Source organism: Chryseobacterium lathyri (assembly GCF_003290185.1).
Taxonomy (GTDB): Bacteria; Bacteroidota; Bacteroidia; order Flavobacteriales; family Weeksellaceae; genus Chryseobacterium; species Chryseobacterium lathyri.
Genome location: NZ_QNFY01000001.1, coordinates 102,161 through 119,388 on the forward strand (window position 1 = coordinate 102,161; position 17,228 = coordinate 119,388).

At 38.4% G+C, this 17,228-nt stretch carries 16 protein-coding genes; 6 read left to right on the top strand and 10 right to left on the bottom strand.

Annotated features, from left to right (window positions below; all coding sequences use genetic code 11):
• Positions 1 to 42 precede the first annotated feature (42 nt).
• The gene (locus DRF61_RS00405) at positions 43 to 747 is read left to right on the top strand and encodes a DUF4294 domain-containing protein (RefSeq protein WP_111952944.1); all 705 of its coding nucleotides are present in this window, start codon (positions 43 to 45) and stop codon (positions 745 to 747) included.
• 66 nt (positions 748 to 813) lie between these two features.
• On the opposite strand, the gene DRF61_RS00410 is transcribed toward DRF61_RS00405, so the two are convergent.
• Positions 814 to 1,230 (bottom strand): NUDIX domain-containing protein, encoded by a 417-nt coding sequence (locus DRF61_RS00410; protein WP_111952946.1) that lies wholly within the window; start codon positions 1,228 to 1,230, stop codon positions 814 to 816.
• A 97-nt stretch (positions 1,231 to 1,327) separates the two neighbouring features.
• A complete protein-coding gene (mnmC2, locus tag DRF61_RS00415; protein ID WP_111952948.1) occupies positions 1,328 to 2,026 on the bottom strand; it encodes a tRNA (5-methylaminomethyl-2-thiouridine)(34)-methyltransferase MnmC2 in 699 nt (232 codons plus the stop codon).
• Positions 2,027 to 2,111: 85 nt separating this feature from the next.
• On the opposite strand from mnmC2, the gene DRF61_RS00420 reads away from it, so the two are divergent.
• The 5 genes from DRF61_RS00420 to DRF61_RS00440 all read left to right on the top strand — a co-directional run bounded on the left by DRF61_RS00420 (position 2,112) and on the right by DRF61_RS00440 (position 7,908).
• Positions 2,112 to 3,185: a branched-chain amino acid aminotransferase gene (locus DRF61_RS00420; RefSeq protein WP_111952950.1), complete on the top strand. Its 1,074-nt coding sequence runs from the start codon at positions 2,112 to 2,114 to the stop codon at positions 3,183 to 3,185.
• A 105-nt stretch (positions 3,186 to 3,290) separates the two neighbouring features.
• Entirely contained in the window at positions 3,291 to 4,571 is a 1,281-nt protein-coding gene (locus tag DRF61_RS00425; protein WP_111952952.1) for a spondin domain-containing protein, read from the top strand.
• Positions 4,572 to 4,954: 383 nt separating this feature from the next.
• Complete coding sequence (locus tag DRF61_RS00430; protein ID WP_111952954.1) at positions 4,955 to 5,467, top strand: FKBP-type peptidyl-prolyl cis-trans isomerase; 513 nt, start codon at positions 4,955 to 4,957, stop codon at positions 5,465 to 5,467.
• 81 nt (positions 5,468 to 5,548) lie between these two features.
• Positions 5,549 to 6,589, top strand: a complete 1,041-nt coding sequence (locus tag DRF61_RS00435) for a peptidylprolyl isomerase (RefSeq protein WP_223559865.1) — start codon at positions 5,549 to 5,551, stop codon at positions 6,587 to 6,589.
• Positions 6,590 to 6,735: 146 nt separating this feature from the next.
• On the top strand, positions 6,736 to 7,908 hold the full coding sequence (locus tag DRF61_RS00440; RefSeq protein WP_111952956.1) for a retropepsin-like aspartic protease: 1,173 nt from the start codon (positions 6,736 to 6,738) through the stop codon (positions 7,906 to 7,908).
• Between the two features lie 200 nt (positions 7,909 to 8,108).
• Here the strand turns inward: DRF61_RS00440 and DRF61_RS00445 are convergent, their stop codons facing one another.
• The 8 genes from DRF61_RS00445 to DRF61_RS00480 form a co-directional block, all read right to left on the bottom strand.
• A complete protein-coding gene (locus DRF61_RS00445) occupies positions 8,109 to 8,372 on the bottom strand; it encodes a hypothetical protein (RefSeq protein WP_146896919.1) in 264 nt (87 codons plus the stop codon).
• A 794-nt stretch (positions 8,373 to 9,166) separates the two neighbouring features.
• Positions 9,167 to 10,525 carry a M20/M25/M40 family metallo-hydrolase gene (locus DRF61_RS00450; protein WP_111952960.1) on the bottom strand — a complete coding sequence of 453 codons (1,359 nt, stop codon included), beginning with the start codon at positions 10,523 to 10,525 and terminating at the stop codon, positions 9,167 to 9,169.
• A 3-nt stretch (positions 10,526 to 10,528) separates the two neighbouring features.
• Positions 10,529 to 11,887, bottom strand: a complete 1,359-nt coding sequence (locus tag DRF61_RS00455) for a M20/M25/M40 family metallo-hydrolase (protein WP_111952962.1) — start codon at positions 11,885 to 11,887, stop codon at positions 10,529 to 10,531.
• Between the two features lies 1 nt (position 11,888).
• Positions 11,889 to 13,292: a M20/M25/M40 family metallo-hydrolase gene (locus tag DRF61_RS00460; protein WP_111952964.1), complete on the bottom strand. Its 1,404-nt coding sequence runs from the start codon at positions 13,290 to 13,292 to the stop codon at positions 11,889 to 11,891.
• A 55-nt stretch (positions 13,293 to 13,347) separates the two neighbouring features.
• Positions 13,348 to 14,592 (bottom strand): DUF1015 domain-containing protein, encoded by a 1,245-nt coding sequence (locus DRF61_RS00465; protein WP_111952966.1) that lies wholly within the window; start codon positions 14,590 to 14,592, stop codon positions 13,348 to 13,350.
• A gap of 3 nt (positions 14,593 to 14,595) precedes the next feature.
• On the bottom strand, positions 14,596 to 15,561 hold the full coding sequence (locus DRF61_RS00470) for a D-2-hydroxyacid dehydrogenase (protein ID WP_111952968.1): 966 nt from the start codon (positions 15,559 to 15,561) through the stop codon (positions 14,596 to 14,598).
• A gap of 121 nt (positions 15,562 to 15,682) precedes the next feature.
• Positions 15,683 to 16,747, bottom strand: a complete 1,065-nt coding sequence (gene serC, locus DRF61_RS00475; protein WP_111952970.1) for a 3-phosphoserine/phosphohydroxythreonine transaminase — start codon at positions 16,745 to 16,747, stop codon at positions 15,683 to 15,685.
• A 122-nt stretch (positions 16,748 to 16,869) separates the two neighbouring features.
• Positions 16,870 to 17,220, bottom strand: coding sequence for a 4Fe-4S binding protein (locus DRF61_RS00480; RefSeq protein ID WP_040999034.1), 351 nt, complete (start codon positions 17,218 to 17,220; stop codon positions 16,870 to 16,872).
• Positions 17,221 to 17,228 lie beyond the last annotated feature (8 nt).

Genomic DNA, 17,228 nt, shown 5'->3' on the forward strand with positions numbered 1-17,228 from the left:
TGATTTTTGCGGGTAATTTTTGTTATTAGAAGTGTAAAAATAATGAATTTTAGCAAGATTGTCTGTCTTTTTATCCTCTTTTTTGGAGTCAGTGTTTTTGGTCAGAAGGATTCTATCATTGCAAAACCCCTCAACCAATATCCTGCTGAATCTTTAAAAACGGATGAGTTCGGTAATAAGTACTATTATGACGAACGTCAAAAGGTAAAGATTTATGAAATTAACGGTGAGCCTGTGGTAGTGCTGGATGAGCTGGTCCTGGTTAATAAACCGCGGTTTAATAATCAGCTGGATAAAAATTACTATTATTTTCTTAATAAAAAGCTGAACAGGGTTTATCCGTTATTTGTCACTGCGCTTGAGCAATATAGAGGTATCCAGGCGGATATGACAGATATGGACAGCAAAGCCAAAAGGAAATTTATAAGAGAAAGGCAGAATATACTTGCGGATCAGTATGAAAAACAGCTGAGAGATCTTACCACAACAGAAGGCCAGGTTTTTGCCAAGCTGATGAACAGAGCAACGGGAAAAAATGTTTATGAGATTATTAAAGAGATGAGAGGCGGATGGATCGCTTTCTGGTGGAATGTAAAAGGGAAGGTGGCAGATATAGACCTGAAAGACCAATACAACCCGCACAAAAACAGAACGGATGAATTTATAGAATCCCTGCTTCAGTCCAACTGGAATTCCGGTTATTTACAGCCTTATCCCGGTGCCTCCGATTTTAAGGTAAGAAAATAAGAACCGGTTTAAGCTTATTAAAAAATAAATCTGAACAGACTTTAAATATAAAATTCCTGTAAATTTTTACAGGAATTTTTCTTTTAATTTATCGAATACAATTTGATCTATTGGAAGCGGAAAAGGATTATCGGGTCTATTGATATCGATCCATTCTATTTTCTCAATGCATGGATCAAGGATCAGAAAATCTTCCTCTGTTGTAATATTGACTATATAATATATGGTAAGCAGCTGCTCATTTTCTCTGAAACGTGAAACCAGAAAATCTTCCTGAGTATAAAAATGTTCCACAACTTCAATTTTTACATTCAGCTCTTCATCAAATTCGCGGTGAAGACATTCTATAAGCCCTTCGCCAAATTCCAGGCCTCCTCCCGGAAATTTCATTAATTGTTCACCGGCATACTCTTCAAACAGCGTCAGTACTTTTTTATCCTTTACTGCACAGGCATACACCCGAATGTTGATCTTATCAATCATATGTAATATTTTGTATAGCTAAAATAAGGAATTTAGTAGAAAGAGCCAATAAACCCATTTGCAAATTAACTCTTATATAATCTGTTGTTTCCCTTTTCTAATTTTCTCTGTTTTCCTCACTTTCCATCTTTACCGCATTAATCATTTCTCTCTTTCCGGGAGGGCCCTGCTTTTTCTCTACTTTAAAATTCAGTTCCTGAAGAATCCTTCTTACGCTTCCTTTAGAAGAATAAGTTGTTAACAATCCGTTAACGGACATTTTGTCGGAAACCATTTCAAAAAGCGGTTTTTCCCACAGATCAGGCTGTACTCTCGCACCAAAGCAATCGTAATAAACCAGGTTGATTTTAGGTAAGTCTATGTCTTTCAGCTCGAAAAAGTCACATTTGATCTTTTTTAGGGTAAAGCCTTTAATGATTTCAGATGGTTTTTCCCATTCTGCCTGATGAATTTTTTGATAAATATTTTTGAATTCCGGATTATCAAAATGCTCAAAATAGGCAAGGTCATTCATTTCAGCTTCATTTATCGGGTATTTTTCAAGAGAAAAATAATTGATGACATGATTTTTGTCAGTTTTTAAATATTCATTAATTGTCACCAAAACATTCAAACCTGTTCCAAAACCGAGTTCTAAAATATTAATTTCGTAATCATTTAATTGATTTAGTCCATTTTTAATAAACACATGTTCTGCTTCCTGAAGCGCCCCATGATGAGAATGATAGTTTTCATTTAAATCGTTGATAAACAATGTTTTACTACCGTCGTTTGTGGTCTTAATCTCTCTTTTCAAGCTATTTTTTTGTCAAATTTACTCTAAAATTTTTATATTTAGAAAATTATATTAAATTTGTAGAACATCGTAAAAATTTTAAAAAATGATAATTCAAAAAACTGAAAACTCCAGACTTTCGGACTTTGATCCGGACAATTTTTCATTTGGAAATACTTTTATCGACCATATGGTTATATGTGAGTATGAAAATGGAAAATGGGGTGATGTGAAATTGGTTCCTTATGGTCCAATACCATTTACGCCAGCCATGATGGGTGTAAACTACGGGCAAGCTTGTTTTGAAGGTATGAAAGCTTATAAAGACAAAGACGGGCAGGTTTTCCTTTTCAGGCCGGAAAAGAATTTTGAACGTATCAATAAATCAGCAAAACGTCTGGCAATGCCTGAAGTGACTGAAGAAATGTTTTTAGACGGATTGAAGGCATTAGTAGATATCGACAGAAATTGGATCCCGCAGGGAGAAGGGATGTCATTATATATCAGACCATTGATTTTTGCCACAGAGGAAGCTTTGAAAGCAAGAGTTGCTAATAAATATATGTTTGCAATTGTTGCGACACCAGCGAAAAGTTATTATTCAGAACCGGTTTCTGTGAAAATTTCAGATCATTATTCAAGAGCTGCCAACGGAGGAGTAGGTTCTGCTAAAGCAGCAGGAAATTATGCCGCTTCTTTCTATCCTACACAGCTTGCTATTGAAGAAGGGTATGAGCAGATCATCTGGACTGATGATTCTACTCATGAATATTTTGAAGAAAGTGGAACAATGAACGTATTCGTAAGAATTAACGATACGATCTATACGCCGCCTACTTCCGAAAAAATCCTTGACGGGGTAACAAGAGACAGCTTCATCCAGCTTGCCAACAAAAGAGGAATCGAGGTAAAAATAGAGCCTGTAGCTGTGAAAACAGTTATAGAAGCTCAGAAGAACGGAACGCTGAAAGAAGTTTGGGGAGTGGGAACAGCTGTTGTAACTACTGTATTCCAAGCCTTAGGATATCAGGGCGTAAAGCTTGAACTTCCTAAATTGTCGGATGAAGAAAGCTTTGCAGCTCTTCTTAAAAAAGATCTTACAGACCTTCAGAACAACCTTAGCGAAGATCCTTTCGGATGGAGAGTTATGGTTGAAAAAGACGTTCTGGAAACTGTTTAATTTCAATATTATTTGATTCATGATACGACCGGCAGAAATTTATTTCTGCCGGTTTTTTTATTTTCTCGCCAATTATTGGTAATTTTTCACAAAATTTAGAATACTATGCAATTCCTAAAGTTCAAATTACCTCTTGGTCTGCTTTCTGTGATCAGTCTTTTAGCTGTTTCCTCCTGCAGTAAAGATGATGACGGAGAAATGTTGGTAAACGATGCGGCCACAATAACTGTAGAAAATATAATTGAAAGTAAAGCATTGACACAATTCGGAACTTTCCGGAATGCAGGGTCATCGCCTGTCATTAATCCCGGGGAATCAGCCTCATTTACATTTTATGCAGGAAAAGGACAGACGGTAAGTTTTGCTGCCATGTATGGAAACAGTAACGATTTATTTTTTGCCCCGGCCAACCCGGGACTGAAACTGTATCAGGATAACGGAGATCCGGTAACAGGAAATGTTTCTTCACAGATCAAGCTTTGGGATAACGGGACACGTAAAAATGAACCTACGGGCCCTGGTGTTACTCATCCCGGTGTAGCAGAAGGTACTCCGTTGAATGTTACAGAAATTGCAGTGGCAACACCCGCTTCACAATTGCTGAAAGCGGAATTGACTCATGAGGGAGGAACCAAATTTACTTTGAAATTAACCAATACTTCAGGCAGTACAGCCAATGAAACGCCAATAAGTGCCGGAGTCTGGGCTGTTTCCCATATTTCAGGGACAACACTTTTGAAGGAAGATCCTATTTTTTCACCAGGAAAGCCGTCAGCTAACGGATTGACAGACCTTGCTGAAACCGGAAAAACGACGCCTCTGGAACAATACCTTACAGGTATAACAGGTCCTAATTCTGCATTTTCACCGGTACTGGTCGTAGTATACAGCGGTAACGATAATCCTATCTTTAAAACCGGGGAGAATGACCGTGGAGAAGGTTTGAAGGAGCTTTCTCAGCAGGGTAATGCTGATGTTTTGGCAGCTTTCCTTAAAGGCAAGCCGGGAATAAAAGAAGTATTCGTCCTTAAAGATCCGGCTACAGGTGTTTTACGACCTAGAATAAACGGAAATAACGGCGGTAAGGCTTCACAGGTAATATCTGCACGTAAAGGAGACCGTATTGCACTGGCAACAATGTACGGACAATCCAATGACTGGTTTATTGCAGCCATGAATAACGGGGTAGACGGCTCAACGCGTGGCGATATCTCTTCGATCATTGGGCTTTTTGACAGTGGAACCTTACAAAGCTCTTTTCCTGGTGCCCACATAGGGTCGGAGCCGGCTGAGGCTGAAAGCCAGCCGGTACAGCAGCTTGCCAACCCGAACCAGTTCAATACACTTCCATCACTTCCACAGATGATTAAAGTGACGATTCAATAATATTTGAATATCAAAATATAGGATCACCTCTTTTCGGGGTGATTTCTGTTTTAAATCCCCATCTGTTTAACCACAAAAGTCACAAAAGCTTTTTTAGTTATAAAAGTCTTGCCATCCCGGAAACAATAAGATCACATAAGCAGAAAATCAAAGATTTTCATAAGAATTTAAATGTACTTTTTGCAGTTGGATTTTAAACTTTAAATGCACTTAAGTGTTTCAAATCTTTTGTGACTTTTGTGGTTGAAATTTTTAAATCCTTGAATTTTTAAATTTTAAATCCCCATAATTCCATTCCCTGGAAATACTTCACTATTTTCTCCAAAATTTTTTAAAACCTATTGAACAATATTTCCCCGAAATGCGTATTTTCGCAAAAGTTTATGAAAAAATTACTCTTCATATCAGCAGTAAGCCTGCTAAGCTGTAACCGGAATGCACCCACGGCGCATCCTCCCGTAGGTGGAGTATTGAGCCAGAAAGACCTGGATGTTTCCAAGGAGAGAATGAGAAATCTCAATACGATAGAGCGTGGCCAGATTCAGAATTGGATTAGTGGTCAGCCTGTAAAATATTATCCTACACAGCTTAATTACTGGGTAAGTGTTGAAGGTTTTGATCAGAGAGAAAGAAGAGCGGATAATACACCCATCTCTTATTCTTATGATCTCTATGATTTTGATGAAACCAAAATCTATGACAAACCTTTTGAAAGAAGAGATGCCAGATTCGGGCATTTTGATGAACTGAAAGCGGTAGAGAATGCTTTGCGTTTTATGCATGATGGAGAGGAAGTGACGCTTTTGGTACCTTCTTCACTGGCCTATGGAACCTTTGGAGACGAAAAGAATATAGACAACGATATACCATTAATCATAAAATTAAAAGCGCTATAAATAATGAAATTGTTTAACAAGAATATAATTCTGGCAGCGGCAAGTATCTCGCTGATGAGTTGTACCCCAATCTATAAAAAAATGAACGTAGACAAAGAAACTTACGAAGGTCTTCATGACGGACTTTATGCAAATCTTCAGACTTCTAAAGGAAACCTGATCGTGCAGTTCGAAGACAAAAAAGCACCGGTAACTGTAGCCAATTTTATTGGTCTTGCAGAAGGAAAAATAGACAACAAAGCTAAGGCGAAAGGAGTTCCTTATTATGACGGGACTATTTTCCACAGAGTGATCAAAGATTTCATGATCCAGGGAGGTGATCCTCAGGGAACAGGAATGGGAGATCCTGGATATAAATTCGAGGACGAGAAAAACGATCTTAAGCATACAGGAAAAGGAATCCTTTCTATGGCGAATTCCGGACCTAACACAAACGGTTCTCAGTTCTTCATCACTGAAGTGGCTACACCTTGGTTAGACGGAAGACACACCATCTTCGGAAAAGTAGTTAAAGGTAATGATGTGATCGATGCCATTGCTAACGTAGAAAAAGGAGCTCAGGATAAGCCTAAAACAGATATCGTTTTAGAAAAAGTTTCTGTTTTCAGCAAAGGAGATGAATACAAAAACTACGATGCAGCAAAAACTTTCACGGAAGGAAAAGCTAAAATCGCAGAAAACAATAAAGCTTACATTGCTAAAGAAGAAGCTGACAGAAAGAAAAAAGAAGAGGAATTCAAAGCTAACCAGGAGAAAATGGTTGAAGACCTGAAAGCCGGAATGCAGAAAACTGAATCAGGATTATATTACAAGATCACTAAAACAGCTCCGGCTGGAAAGGCTCCTAAAGCTGGTGACAATGTATCTGTACACTATGCAGGTAAATTAATCGACGGTACAGAATTCGATTCTTCATTCAAAAGAAATGAGCCTATCGAAATTCCAATCGGAATGGGAAGAGTAATCAAAGGATGGGATGAAGGGATCCTGTTACTTAAAGAAGGCGAAACGGCTACTTTATTGATCCCGCCGGCAATGGCTTACGGAGAAAGAGGAGCAGGAGGGGTTATCCCGCCAAATGCCTGGTTAATCTTCGATGTTGAGCTTGTGAAAGTACAGTAATTGAAGTTTTAAAATATACTGAAGCCGTCCGTGAGGACGGCTTTTTTTGTTCGCTGGAGATTTAAAATTATATAAAGATTCAGTTAAAGTAAAAGCTTATACTTTTAGTTTAATGTAATTTCTCTATTTTCGTGTAAAGTAATTTTATGAAAAAAATCCTCTACACCCTTCTTATTCTTTCCACAACCACTTTTTCCGCACAGGGAAAAAAATTCTTCAAAAGCGGTGAGGTACAGCTTCAGAATTCAGTAGAAAAGATCAACCTGAGATATGCCAATGATCTGCCTTTTGTACAGGTCAGCATTAATGGGAAGCCTTACAATTTTCTGTTTGATACCGGAGCGCCAACGGTGATCTCTACAGCAGTATACACTGAGCTGGGATTGGAGAAAAAACATAAAAGTAACGTAAAGGATTCACAGAAAAACAAACAGGAACAGATCTTCACTATTCTGCCGGAAATGACCGTTGATAAAGCTGTTTTCAAAGATGTGGGAGTTGTCGTGATGGATTTCAGTGTTTCTGAGTTGAGCTGCTTCAAAATCGATGGTATTCTTGGAGCCAATCAGATGGCAAAACTTTTCTGGAAAATTAATTATTCGGAAAACTTACTTGAAGCTTCAAAAGATCTTGCGCAGTTTAACCCGGCAGATTATGATATTGTCATTCCTTTCAGCCCCAGAACACAAAAAACACCCGTTGTAGAAACTGATCTGCAGGGAAAAAAAATAGAGCTTACCTTCGATACCGGATTTTCCGGAAGGATGAAGATCACAGATGGTGCATATGAGGCTCAAAAGGCATTAAAGAGTATAGAAGTCTATGGAACAAACTCTATCGGCGCTTATGGGGCCGGAAAACCTGCACCGGGATATATTTTCCGGACCGCAGCTCTGTCATTAGGTAATAAAAGCTTCTTTAATGAAATAATTGCCACAGGGGGTACCAACCTGATTGGGAATGATTTCTTTAAAAATTTTGTATTCATCCTCGACTGGTCAGGAAATAAGATCTATATGAAACGGATCAAAAATGAGCCTGCTAAACTGGAGTCTTTCGGTTTCGGTTACCGTTTTATAGATTCAAAACCAACAGTGGCCTTTGTATTTCAGGAAGAAAATTTTCCATTGAAAGTTGGAGATGCTATTATCAGCATCAATAACATTAATCTGGATAACCTTAACAAAGAAAGTGCCTGTCATTATTTTCTTAATAGAGTAGAAAACAGGCAGAATTCAATTGATCTTAAAATCAGGAGAGACGGAAAGGAAATGCAGGTGAAGCTGGATAGAAAAGAGTTTTTGAAAGTAGGGGTTTAAATTTGAGTGTTAGAGAATTTTTAGAATTGAGAACAGGAAGTGTATAGATACTGTTTCAGTGTAAGAGCTTTTATTTTTTTTACTATTAATCCTATATACTTTGAATAACAGTTGATTATAGGTTTTTATTTAAAGTAATTTTAATAAAGAAAAAGCCGTTCAATACATTGAACGGCTTTCTAGTAAAGTAGAAATTAAAGTTATGCGTGTCTCGATTTCTTCCTTGTATCGGAAGAATTCATTTTTCCGGCAAGGGAGCTGATAAATACAATTCCAAAGCCGAGGTATGCCGCAAACGCGGTAAGGTATACAATTAAGCTGTTAAAATCTGGTTTTGAGGCATATATAAAATACACCAGCACGGAAAAAACAGCAAAACTCAACAGGAGCATCAGGCTCCAGATATTCATTTTTGCAGCATCTTCATTTCTCTTAAAAATCATTTCAAAAAAGTCTCTCATCATTAATCACTTTTTAAGGGTTATACATCTGTTTTCCGTTCTCCAATAGAACGGTCCGGAATCATTTTCCGATATAAATTAAATGGCATACGGATCATAGTTAAACTTGGCTAAGGTTATGATCTTATGGCCGTTTGATTGTTTACATCAGGGTATGCTTTAAGCTGCCCAGAAAGTTTTAATTAAAAAACAGTATTGAATTCCGGAAGGAATTCATGAGCTTTATGACACCGTACACAATCATCATCGTAAATGGAATTGATAAGGGACTATCTTTTCCGATGCATACGGTATCTAAAGAAAAGGCCATATTAAAATATGAAACCTTTATTCGACTCAATGGAAACTGAAGCTCCCACGGAAACCTTTTCTCATCGTCTGTGTTTTAAATAATTTTTTTTCAATGATTTAGCTTGCGAATTTCATGCCAAAGTGAATTTTCCTGCTTGTTTTTAGCATTAAGTAGGTTTAAGTTTGTAGATGATTAACAGAGAAATATAGAAATTGAAAGACAAAAGAATTGAATTCAATTTTTTTAAAGCAACAAAGATTACAAAAATTGTGGAGTACTTTAGAATTTTCAGGTTCAAAGCTTAACATAGAATTATCACAAAAGCTTAAAAAAATCAAAGATTTGATAAAAAGTATGTGTAATCTGAGAGACCTATGGGAGGTATGCAAAAATTGGGTCCCTATATAAGAAGTCAACAAGTTGATTAGGAAAGAAAATAAAACTTCCCCTTTGAATCAACTTGTTGACGTAATTTTGCGGTAAAAAGCTGGCTTAGAACAATACTTTACCAGTTCTTATCAATCATATAAATGATCTGTGTCATAGCTGCAGCGCCCAACAGAAGCTCTCTTCTGTTCACCTTATCAAAGGTATCTTCTTCCGTGTGATGGATGTCAAAATACCTTTGGGAATCCGGTACCAGCTCTGCCGTAGGGACTCCCATATCATGAAGCGGATAGATATCAGTCCCTGAATATTTTCCTTCAAAATTATATACTCCGTATGGAATGAATAAACCAGCCCAGCTCTTGATCTGGTTTCTTTTCACATCATCCATTTCCAGGGCAATTCCCCTTGGAGCAAAGCCGCCCGCATCGGATTCTATGGCGAAAAGGTGCTTCTCGTTCTTTTCCTTGGCCGTTTTTCCATATTGAATGCCTCCTTTTACGCCATTTTCTTCATTGGCAAAGCAAACAACCCTGATCGTATGATTATTTTTAATCCCTACTTTTTTGAATGTTCTTAAAACCTCAATACTTTGTACAATTCCTGCTCCGTCGTCATGAGCACCTTCACCCACATCCCATGAATCCAGATGTCCACCGACTACAATCACATTTTGATCTTTCTTGCCGGTGATTTCGCCAATGACAGAGTGGGAGAGCTTTTCTCCTTTCATCCCGCAGTTGGAATTAAGCTTTGCAGTGACTTTCTGTGTCTTTAAAAGAGCTTCAAGTTCATCCGCAGTTGTTGCTCCAATGGCTACGGCAGGAATTTTTGAAACTTTATCTTCATAGCGCATGGCTCCGGTATGCGGAACATCGTCAAAAGCAGAAGAAAGAGATCTGATGATGGCAAATTTACCTCCTTTTTTAGCCGTTAAAGCAGCAGCCGTTACCCTGTATTTTGCAGCATCGCTGTAGCCTCTGAATGTTTCTACAAAAGACTGACTGAAAGGGTAGTTAAAGAATACAATCTTATCTTTTACTTGATCTGCCGGAAGTCTGTCATATTCTTCCATAGATTTTACGATGATGATCTCGCCGGAAACATCTTTTCCGCCGGTACCTTCAGAATTTCCGAGAGAAAGCATCTTCAGGTTCTTCCATTTGCCTTCAGAGGTTCTGATCTGCAGGGATTCTTTTCCGCGGGTCCAGACCGGAACCATTACTTCCTGAAGCCAAACTTTATCGGCGCCGGCATCACGGAGCTTCTGTTCTGCCCATTTTACAGATTTTTCATAAGCGGGAGAACCACTTAAGCGATGTCCAATATTTTTAGTCAAATCTTTAAGGTCTGTATAGCCTTTTCCGTTGTTCAGGATTTCTGTGGAGATTTTGCTGAACTGGACAGAATCTTCCTTTGACTGGCCAAAAGCAGCCATTCCCAGGAATAATAATGAAGTTCCAATTATCTTTTTCATAGTTTACCAATTTTTATCGATCATATAAATAAGTTGTGTCATTACCGCAGCACCGAGAAGTAATTCTCTGCGGTTTACTTTCTCAAAAGTATCTTCTTCTGTATGGTGAATGTCGAAATAACGTTGCGGATCTGGAACCAGTTCTGCGGTAGGAACACCCATCTCATGCAGTGGAGCGATATCTGATCCGGAATATTTGCCTTCAAAATTGTATACTCCGTAAGGCAGGAACAGATTTACCCAGCTTTTGATCTGATTTCTGTTTTTATCATCCATTTCGAGGGAAATGCCTCTTGGAGAGAAGCCTCCCGCATCCGTTTCTATCGCAAAAAGATGTTTTTCATTGTTTTCTTTTGCTGCTTTTCCATATTGCTTTCCGCCTTTGGTCCCGTTTTCTTCATTGGCGAAACAAACAGCCCTGATGGTATGGTTATTTTTAATTCCAAGTTTTTTAAATGTTCTCAGAACTTCAATGCTTTGTACAATTCCGGCACCGTCATCATGTGCACCTTCACCCACATCCCATGAATCCAGATGTCCACCGACTACGATGACGCTCTGGTCTTTTTCCCCGGTAATCTCACCAATCACAGAATGGGAGAGTTTCTCCCCTTTCATTCCGCAGTTGGAATTGAGCTTGGCAATAATCTTTTTGTTTTTTAACAATGTTTCCAGTTCATCTGCGGTTGTATTTCCGATAGTCACTGCAGGTACTTTGGAGACGTTGTCGTCATACCGCATATTACCTGTATGAGGAACATCATCAAAAGCAGAAGATAAAGATCTGATCATGGCAAATTTTCCTCCTTTCTGAGCTGTTAAATTGGCTGCAGACCTTCTGTATGCTCCGGCTTCCCGGTATGAAATGAAAGTTTGCACATGTGATTGATTAAAAGGGTAGTTAAAGAACACGATCTTATCCTTTACTTGATCTGCGGGAAGCCTGTTGTATTCCTCTAATGATCTTACCATAATGATCTCGCCGGAAACATCTTTTCCGCCCGTTCCTTCAGAGTTTCCGAGAGAAAGCATCTTCAGCTTCTTCCACTGCCCGTCTGCTGTTTTAATCTGCAGGGATTCTTTACCCCTGACCCAGACCGGAACCATTACTTCCTGAAGCCAAACTTTATCGGCGCCGGCATCACGGAGCTTCTGTTCTGCCCATTTCACAGATTTTTCATACGCTTCGGTACCGCTTAAACGGTTTCCGATGTTTTTGGTAAGGTCTTTCAGTTCATTGTAAGCTTTCCCATTATTCAGTATTTCTGTAGAAATTTTACTGAACTGTATTGAATCCTCTTTAGTCTGCCCGAAAACAGCCATGCTTACCATTAAAAGTGAAAGAGTGACGGTTTTTTTCATTTTACCAGTTTTTATCGATGATAAAAATAAGTTGCGTCATTGCTGTAGCCCCTAACAGTAGCTCTCTTTTGTTCACCTTATCGAAAGTATCCTGTTCAGAGTGGTGGTAATCAAAATATCTTTGTGTATCTACAACCAGTTCAGCTAAAGGAATATCCAATTTTTTCAGCGGAGAAATATCCTGAATAGCTTCAGTTTGGTCAAAATCATAAATACCGTAAGGAAGGAAATAATTTTTCCATTCGAAGATCTGTCTTCGTCTTTGTGGTGACATATCTAAGGAAAATCCTCTTGGAGAATATCCTCCTGCGTCTGTTCCTAAAGCAAAAACATGTTTTTCTCCTTTCTTTTTTACATAGGCTGCATACATTTCACGTCCTTGTCCCCCGTTTTCGCTGTTTGCATAAAAAACAATTCTTATCGTATGATTATTTTCGATCCCAAGAGCTTTGAATGTTCTTAAAACTTCAATGCATTGTGCAACACCGGTTCCGTCATCAATAGCCCCTTCACCGAAATCCCACGAATCTAATTGAGCTCCTAAAACAATCACTTTAGAATCTTTTTTACCCTGAATTTCAGCAATAATATTCGGATTGGTAGTATCGCCTTTTGATTGCGCCGTCATATTCAGTTTGGCGGCAACTTTCTGATTTTTTAATAATTTTTCTAATTCATCAGCGGATTTTACTCCAATGGACACGGCAGGAATTCTTACTTTGTCATCAGGTTCGTAATATACCATTTTTGCATGTGGTGTATCGTCCATAGCTGTTGTTAAAGATCTTATAATTAAAGCTTTTGCTCCTGTTTTAGCAATCACGGAAGCGGAAATTAATTTAGATTTTGCGGTAATTAAATAAGAATCATTTGTATTAATGATCTTCGGATCCATCGGAAGATTGACGAAAACGATTTTATCTTTCAATTGTCCAACCGACATAGCATTAAGCTCAGAAGTTGAATTAATTAAAACAATTTCGCCTGTAAGATCTTTCCCGCCAGTTCCTTCAGAATTCCCGAAAGACAGCATTCTGATATTTTTCCAATCTCCATTCGCTGTTTTTATTTGCAAAGATTCTCTTCCTCTTATCCAGACCGGAGCTTTGGCTTCCATTCTCCAGATCATCTCAATACCGATAGATTTGAGTTTTTTTTCTGCCCATTCCACCGCTTTCATATAACCGGGAGTAGCACTGAAACGGGGACCGATCCCTTTGGTAAGTTCCCCAAGATTTTCGTAAGCGGTACCATTGGTCATTACCTCGTCTGAGATTCTTTTGAATTCATCATGATAGTTGAACTTAGCCACGGTTGTTTTTTTTACCGGTTTTTTCTGTGGCTTTTTTTGAGAAAATAAAAATCCACTCAAAAAGAGTGGAAGTATAATGAAGATTTTTTTCATTTTTTATTTACCTTTCTTTTTCCGAAGATAAAAGTAGGGAAAAATTAGGAATTTATTAAGGTTTCATATCGTACATTAACAGTGCTGTAACCAATTTTGGTTCAATGAATGTACATTTTGGAGGCATACTGAGCTTAAGATCAGAAATTTTGATCATATCATTGAAACTCACTGGATAGATTCCGAACCCTACTTTGCCCTCACCATTGTCTATTTTTTCTTTTAAATAGTTGATTCCCTGGATATTGGATGTTCCTTTGGCGTATGATATTTTCTCAGAACTGTCTGAATTTTCTATTTTAAGGATATTTTTGAAAATGTATTTATCTAAAAGATGGTGGTCAAGGTTGTCAAGGGACATTTCCGTTGAACGTAGGTCATGCTTCACGTGAAGTGAATAGAATTTACCATCCAGGTACATCGAGATGTGGAATTTCTGTGAAGGGAAATAAGAAGTTTCACCTTTTTCATGAATCAGGAAATACTGGTCCAGCTCTTTTAAAAACTCTTCGCTGGAAAGCCCGTTAAGATCGGACAGAATTCTGTTGTAATCATGAATCTTGATCGACTGGTTGGAGACGATAAAACTATAGACAAAATTATAGGCTTCCGTACCGTTGTGTCTTTTATTTTTTTCCTTGTGATATTTAGCATTCAGAGCAGTAGATCCGATCCTGTGGTGACCATCTGCAATGTAAAACGAGTCAATTTGATCGATTACCTCTTTGAATTGCTGAAGTTTCAGACGGTTATCTATTCTCCAGATCTTATGCCTGATCCCGATAGAATCCACATGATTGAAAATAGGAACATTCTTCTCTTCATGATTCATCAGAAGCTCAATCTTGGAATTGGAAGGGTAGGTAAGAAGCACAGGTTCAGCCTGAAGACTTACTTTGTCCAGATAATGAGCCAGCTTTTCTTTTTTCTGTGGAATGGTACTTTCGTGTCTTTTGATCTTTCCGTTCCAGAAATCTTCAATACTTGCTAATCCCAGCAAGCCTCTGAAAACCTGTTTGTTGGGATAGATTTGCTCATAAAGGTAATATGATGAACTGTCCTGGATCAGTTTCTTTTCTTCCAGAAGTTCTTCAAATGTTGAACGGATCTTCCTTAAATTCCGGTCAATATCTTTGGATTTACTTACAACATAAGGTTTAATCATATTGATGTAAGTATTTTCAACTTGAGCTTTCTCTGCAATCTCCTCTTGGGTGAAATTGTCCAGCGGATGGGTAGGGAAAGTGCTCTCAAAGTCTTTATGAGGTCTTATTCCACGGAAAGGTTTAAAAACAGGCATATTTTATCTTATGGTTTCTTTTTGTAGCTTAATAATTTGTTCTGCAAGTTCTGCTCCGATTTTCTCCTGTGCATCTATGGTGTTTCCACCTACGTGAGGCGAAAGAGATAATGCAGGATTCATCAGTAAAGGGAGTTCCGGAGTCGGTTCGTTTTCGAATACATCCAGTGCGGCACCCGCTACTTTTTCAGATTCAATGAAATCTATAAGGGTTACCTCATTGATTACACCGCCTCTTGCAGTATTTACTATGTAGACTCCATCTTTCATTTTTTCAAACTGAGGTGTGTCTATAATATATTCATTCGTTTTTGGAGTATTGATGCTGATGAAATCTGTATCTTTAAGGAAAGCATCCATATCATTGGTGGAAGTGATCTCAAAGTTCAGACTCTGTCCATCGAAAAAGTCCAGGGTAAGAACTCTTGTCTTAGGATTTTTTGTCAGCACCTTAATTTTCATTCCCAATGCTATCCCCATTTTTACAACTTCCTGCCCAATACTTCCAAAGCCGATTACTCCAAGTGTTTTTCCTGAAAGTTCATACGCTTTGCTGAATGACTTTTTCATAGCATCGAAATGGGTTTCCCCCTCCAATGGCATCAGCCGGTTCGATTCGTGAAGGAATCTTGCCAGTGCAAAAAAGTGTCCGAAAACAAGCTCAGCTACTGATTTTGAAGATGCTGTAGGCGTGTTGATCACTTTTATACCTTTGCTTTTAGCATAATCAACATCAATATTATCCATTCCGATACCGCCGCGTCCAATGATTTTCAGGCTTGGGCAAGCATCGATTATGTCCTGTCTTACTTTCGTCGCGCTCCTTACCAAAAGAATATCCACGTTATTTTCATTAATGAAATTGATCACGTGATTCTGTGCCACTCTGTTCGGCAGGACTTCAAATCCTGCTTCCGTAAGGGCCAGTTCTCCTGTTTTCGAGATTCCGTCGTTTGCTAAAACTTTCATGTGTTATTTAGATTTAAAGATTGAAAAATTTAATTATTTAAAAATTTTAAATCGGGGCGCAAATTAATAAATTTTAATTAACTGCTCTAAATTTTTCAATCTTTGAATTTTTAATGCTCAATTATTTAATAGATTTCATAACATCAACAAGAACCTGCACACTTTCAATTGGTAAAGCATTGTATAAACTTGCTCTGTAACCACCCAGGCTTCTGTGTCCGTTCAGCCCGCTTATTCCTGCGGCTTTCCATGCAGTGTCGAATGCTTCTTTTTTGCTCTCATCTGTGATGTTGAAAGAAACATTCATTAAAGAACGGTCTTCTTTTACACAGAATGTTTCAAACAGAGGATTGCTGTCGATCTCATCATATAAAAGTTTTGCCTTTGCCTCATTTCTGGCTTCTGCTGCTGCAATTCCTCCGTTCTTTTCAAGATACTGTAAAGTAAGAAGGGAAGCATAGACAGGGAAAACCGGAGGGGTGTTGTACATGGATTCTTTTGAAATATGTTGGGAATAATCCAGAATAGAAAGCATGTTCTCTCTTCCTGTTTTCCCAAGAATTTCTTTTTTAATGACCACCAGGGTAACTCCTGCAGGTCCCATATTTTTCTGAGCTCCGGCATAGATAAGATCAAATTTTGAAAAATCAAGTTGTCTTGAGAAAATATCAGAACTCATATCACAAACCATCAAAGTATCTACTTCGGGGAAAGATTTCATCTGAGTTCCGTAGATTGTATTGTTCGACGTGCAGTGGAAATAATCGTATTCTGAACCTACCGTATAATTTTTAGGAATAAAAGAATAGTTTTCTTCTTTGGAAGAGCCTACCACATCCACATTTCCTAATTTCTTAGCTTCTTTAATAGCTCCTGCCGCCCATGTTCCTGTATCCAGGTAAGCTGCTTTACCGCCTACTTTTAGCAGATTGTAGGGAACCATCGCAAACTGCAGGCTTGCACCGCCACCTAAATAAAGCACTTCATAATCATCACCAAGGTTCATCAGTCTTTTCACAATGGCACGTGCTTCGTCCATTACAGCAACAAAATCCTTGCTTCTGTGCGAAATTTCAAGGAGAGACAGTCCGATTCCGTTAAAATCTAAAATAGCTTCTGCTGATTTTTCAAATACCTCCTGAGGTAAGATGCATGGTCCTGCGCTGAAGTTGTGCTTTTTGCTCATATTTTTACTTTTTTGGTTGTGCAAGAATTTTATGGACTTGCGGTTTATTATTGATATTTTACTAGATTCCTTTAAGTTTATGGTTAAAAAAACCGCCTCATTATGCTGAGACGGAGCTTTTATTATTCACCGTGTAAGAATGCTTTTTTATTAAGCAGGGTTTCTTCAGATTCTACGTGGTCTTCGTCCGGAACACAACAGTCTACCGGGCAGACAGCTGCACACTGAGGTTCTTCATGGAAGCCCTTACATTCCGTACATTTATCTGTTACAATGAAATATACATCATCACTTACCGGTTCCTGCGGCGAATCTGCATCTACAGTAAGTCCTGACGGCATGGTCACAGTACCTGTAAGGGCAGTACCTTCAGAAGCTTTCCAATCTACGGCCCCTTCATATATTGCATTATTTGGGCATTCCGGTTCGCAGGCTCCGCAATTAATGCATTCATCAGTTATTTTAATAGCCATCGCTAATT

Excerpts from the sequence above, each read along its gene's own strand:
- DRF61_RS00405 (WP_111952944.1), top strand. The coding sequence starts at position 43 with ATGAATTTTAGCAAGATTGTCTGTCTTTTTATCCTCTTTTTTGGAGTC.
- DRF61_RS00410 (WP_111952946.1), bottom strand. The coding sequence starts at position 1,230 with ATGATTGATAAGATCAACATTCGGGTGTATGCCTGTGCAGTAAAGGAT.
- DRF61_RS00420 (WP_111952950.1), top strand. The coding sequence starts at position 2,112 with ATGATAATTCAAAAAACTGAAAACTCCAGACTTTCGGACTTTGATCCG.
- DRF61_RS00425 (WP_111952952.1), top strand. The coding sequence starts at position 3,291 with ATGCAATTCCTAAAGTTCAAATTACCTCTTGGTCTGCTTTCTGTGATC.
- DRF61_RS00430 (WP_111952954.1), top strand. The coding sequence starts at position 4,955 with ATGAAAAAATTACTCTTCATATCAGCAGTAAGCCTGCTAAGCTGTAAC.
- DRF61_RS00435 (WP_223559865.1), top strand. The coding sequence starts at position 5,549 with ATGAACGTAGACAAAGAAACTTACGAAGGTCTTCATGACGGACTTTAT.
- DRF61_RS00440 (WP_111952956.1), top strand. The coding sequence starts at position 6,736 with ATGAAAAAAATCCTCTACACCCTTCTTATTCTTTCCACAACCACTTTT.
- DRF61_RS00445 (WP_146896919.1), bottom strand. The coding sequence starts at position 8,372 with ATGATGAGAGACTTTTTTGAAATGATTTTTAAGAGAAATGAAGATGCT.
- DRF61_RS00450 (WP_111952960.1), bottom strand. The coding sequence starts at position 10,525 with ATGAAAAAGATAATTGGAACTTCATTATTATTCCTGGGAATGGCTGCT.
- DRF61_RS00455 (WP_111952962.1), bottom strand. The coding sequence starts at position 11,887 with ATGAAAAAAACCGTCACTCTTTCACTTTTAATGGTAAGCATGGCTGTT.
- DRF61_RS00460 (WP_111952964.1), bottom strand. The coding sequence starts at position 13,292 with ATGAAAAAAATCTTCATTATACTTCCACTCTTTTTGAGTGGATTTTTA.
- DRF61_RS00465 (WP_111952966.1), bottom strand. The coding sequence starts at position 14,592 with ATGCCTGTTTTTAAACCTTTCCGTGGAATAAGACCTCATAAAGACTTT.
- DRF61_RS00470 (WP_111952968.1), bottom strand. The coding sequence starts at position 15,561 with ATGAAAGTTTTAGCAAACGACGGAATCTCGAAAACAGGAGAACTGGCC.
- serC (WP_111952970.1), bottom strand. The coding sequence starts at position 16,747 with ATGAGCAAAAAGCACAACTTCAGCGCAGGACCATGCATCTTACCTCAG.
- DRF61_RS00480 (WP_040999034.1), bottom strand. The coding sequence starts at position 17,220 with ATGGCTATTAAAATAACTGATGAATGCATTAATTGCGGAGCCTGCGAA.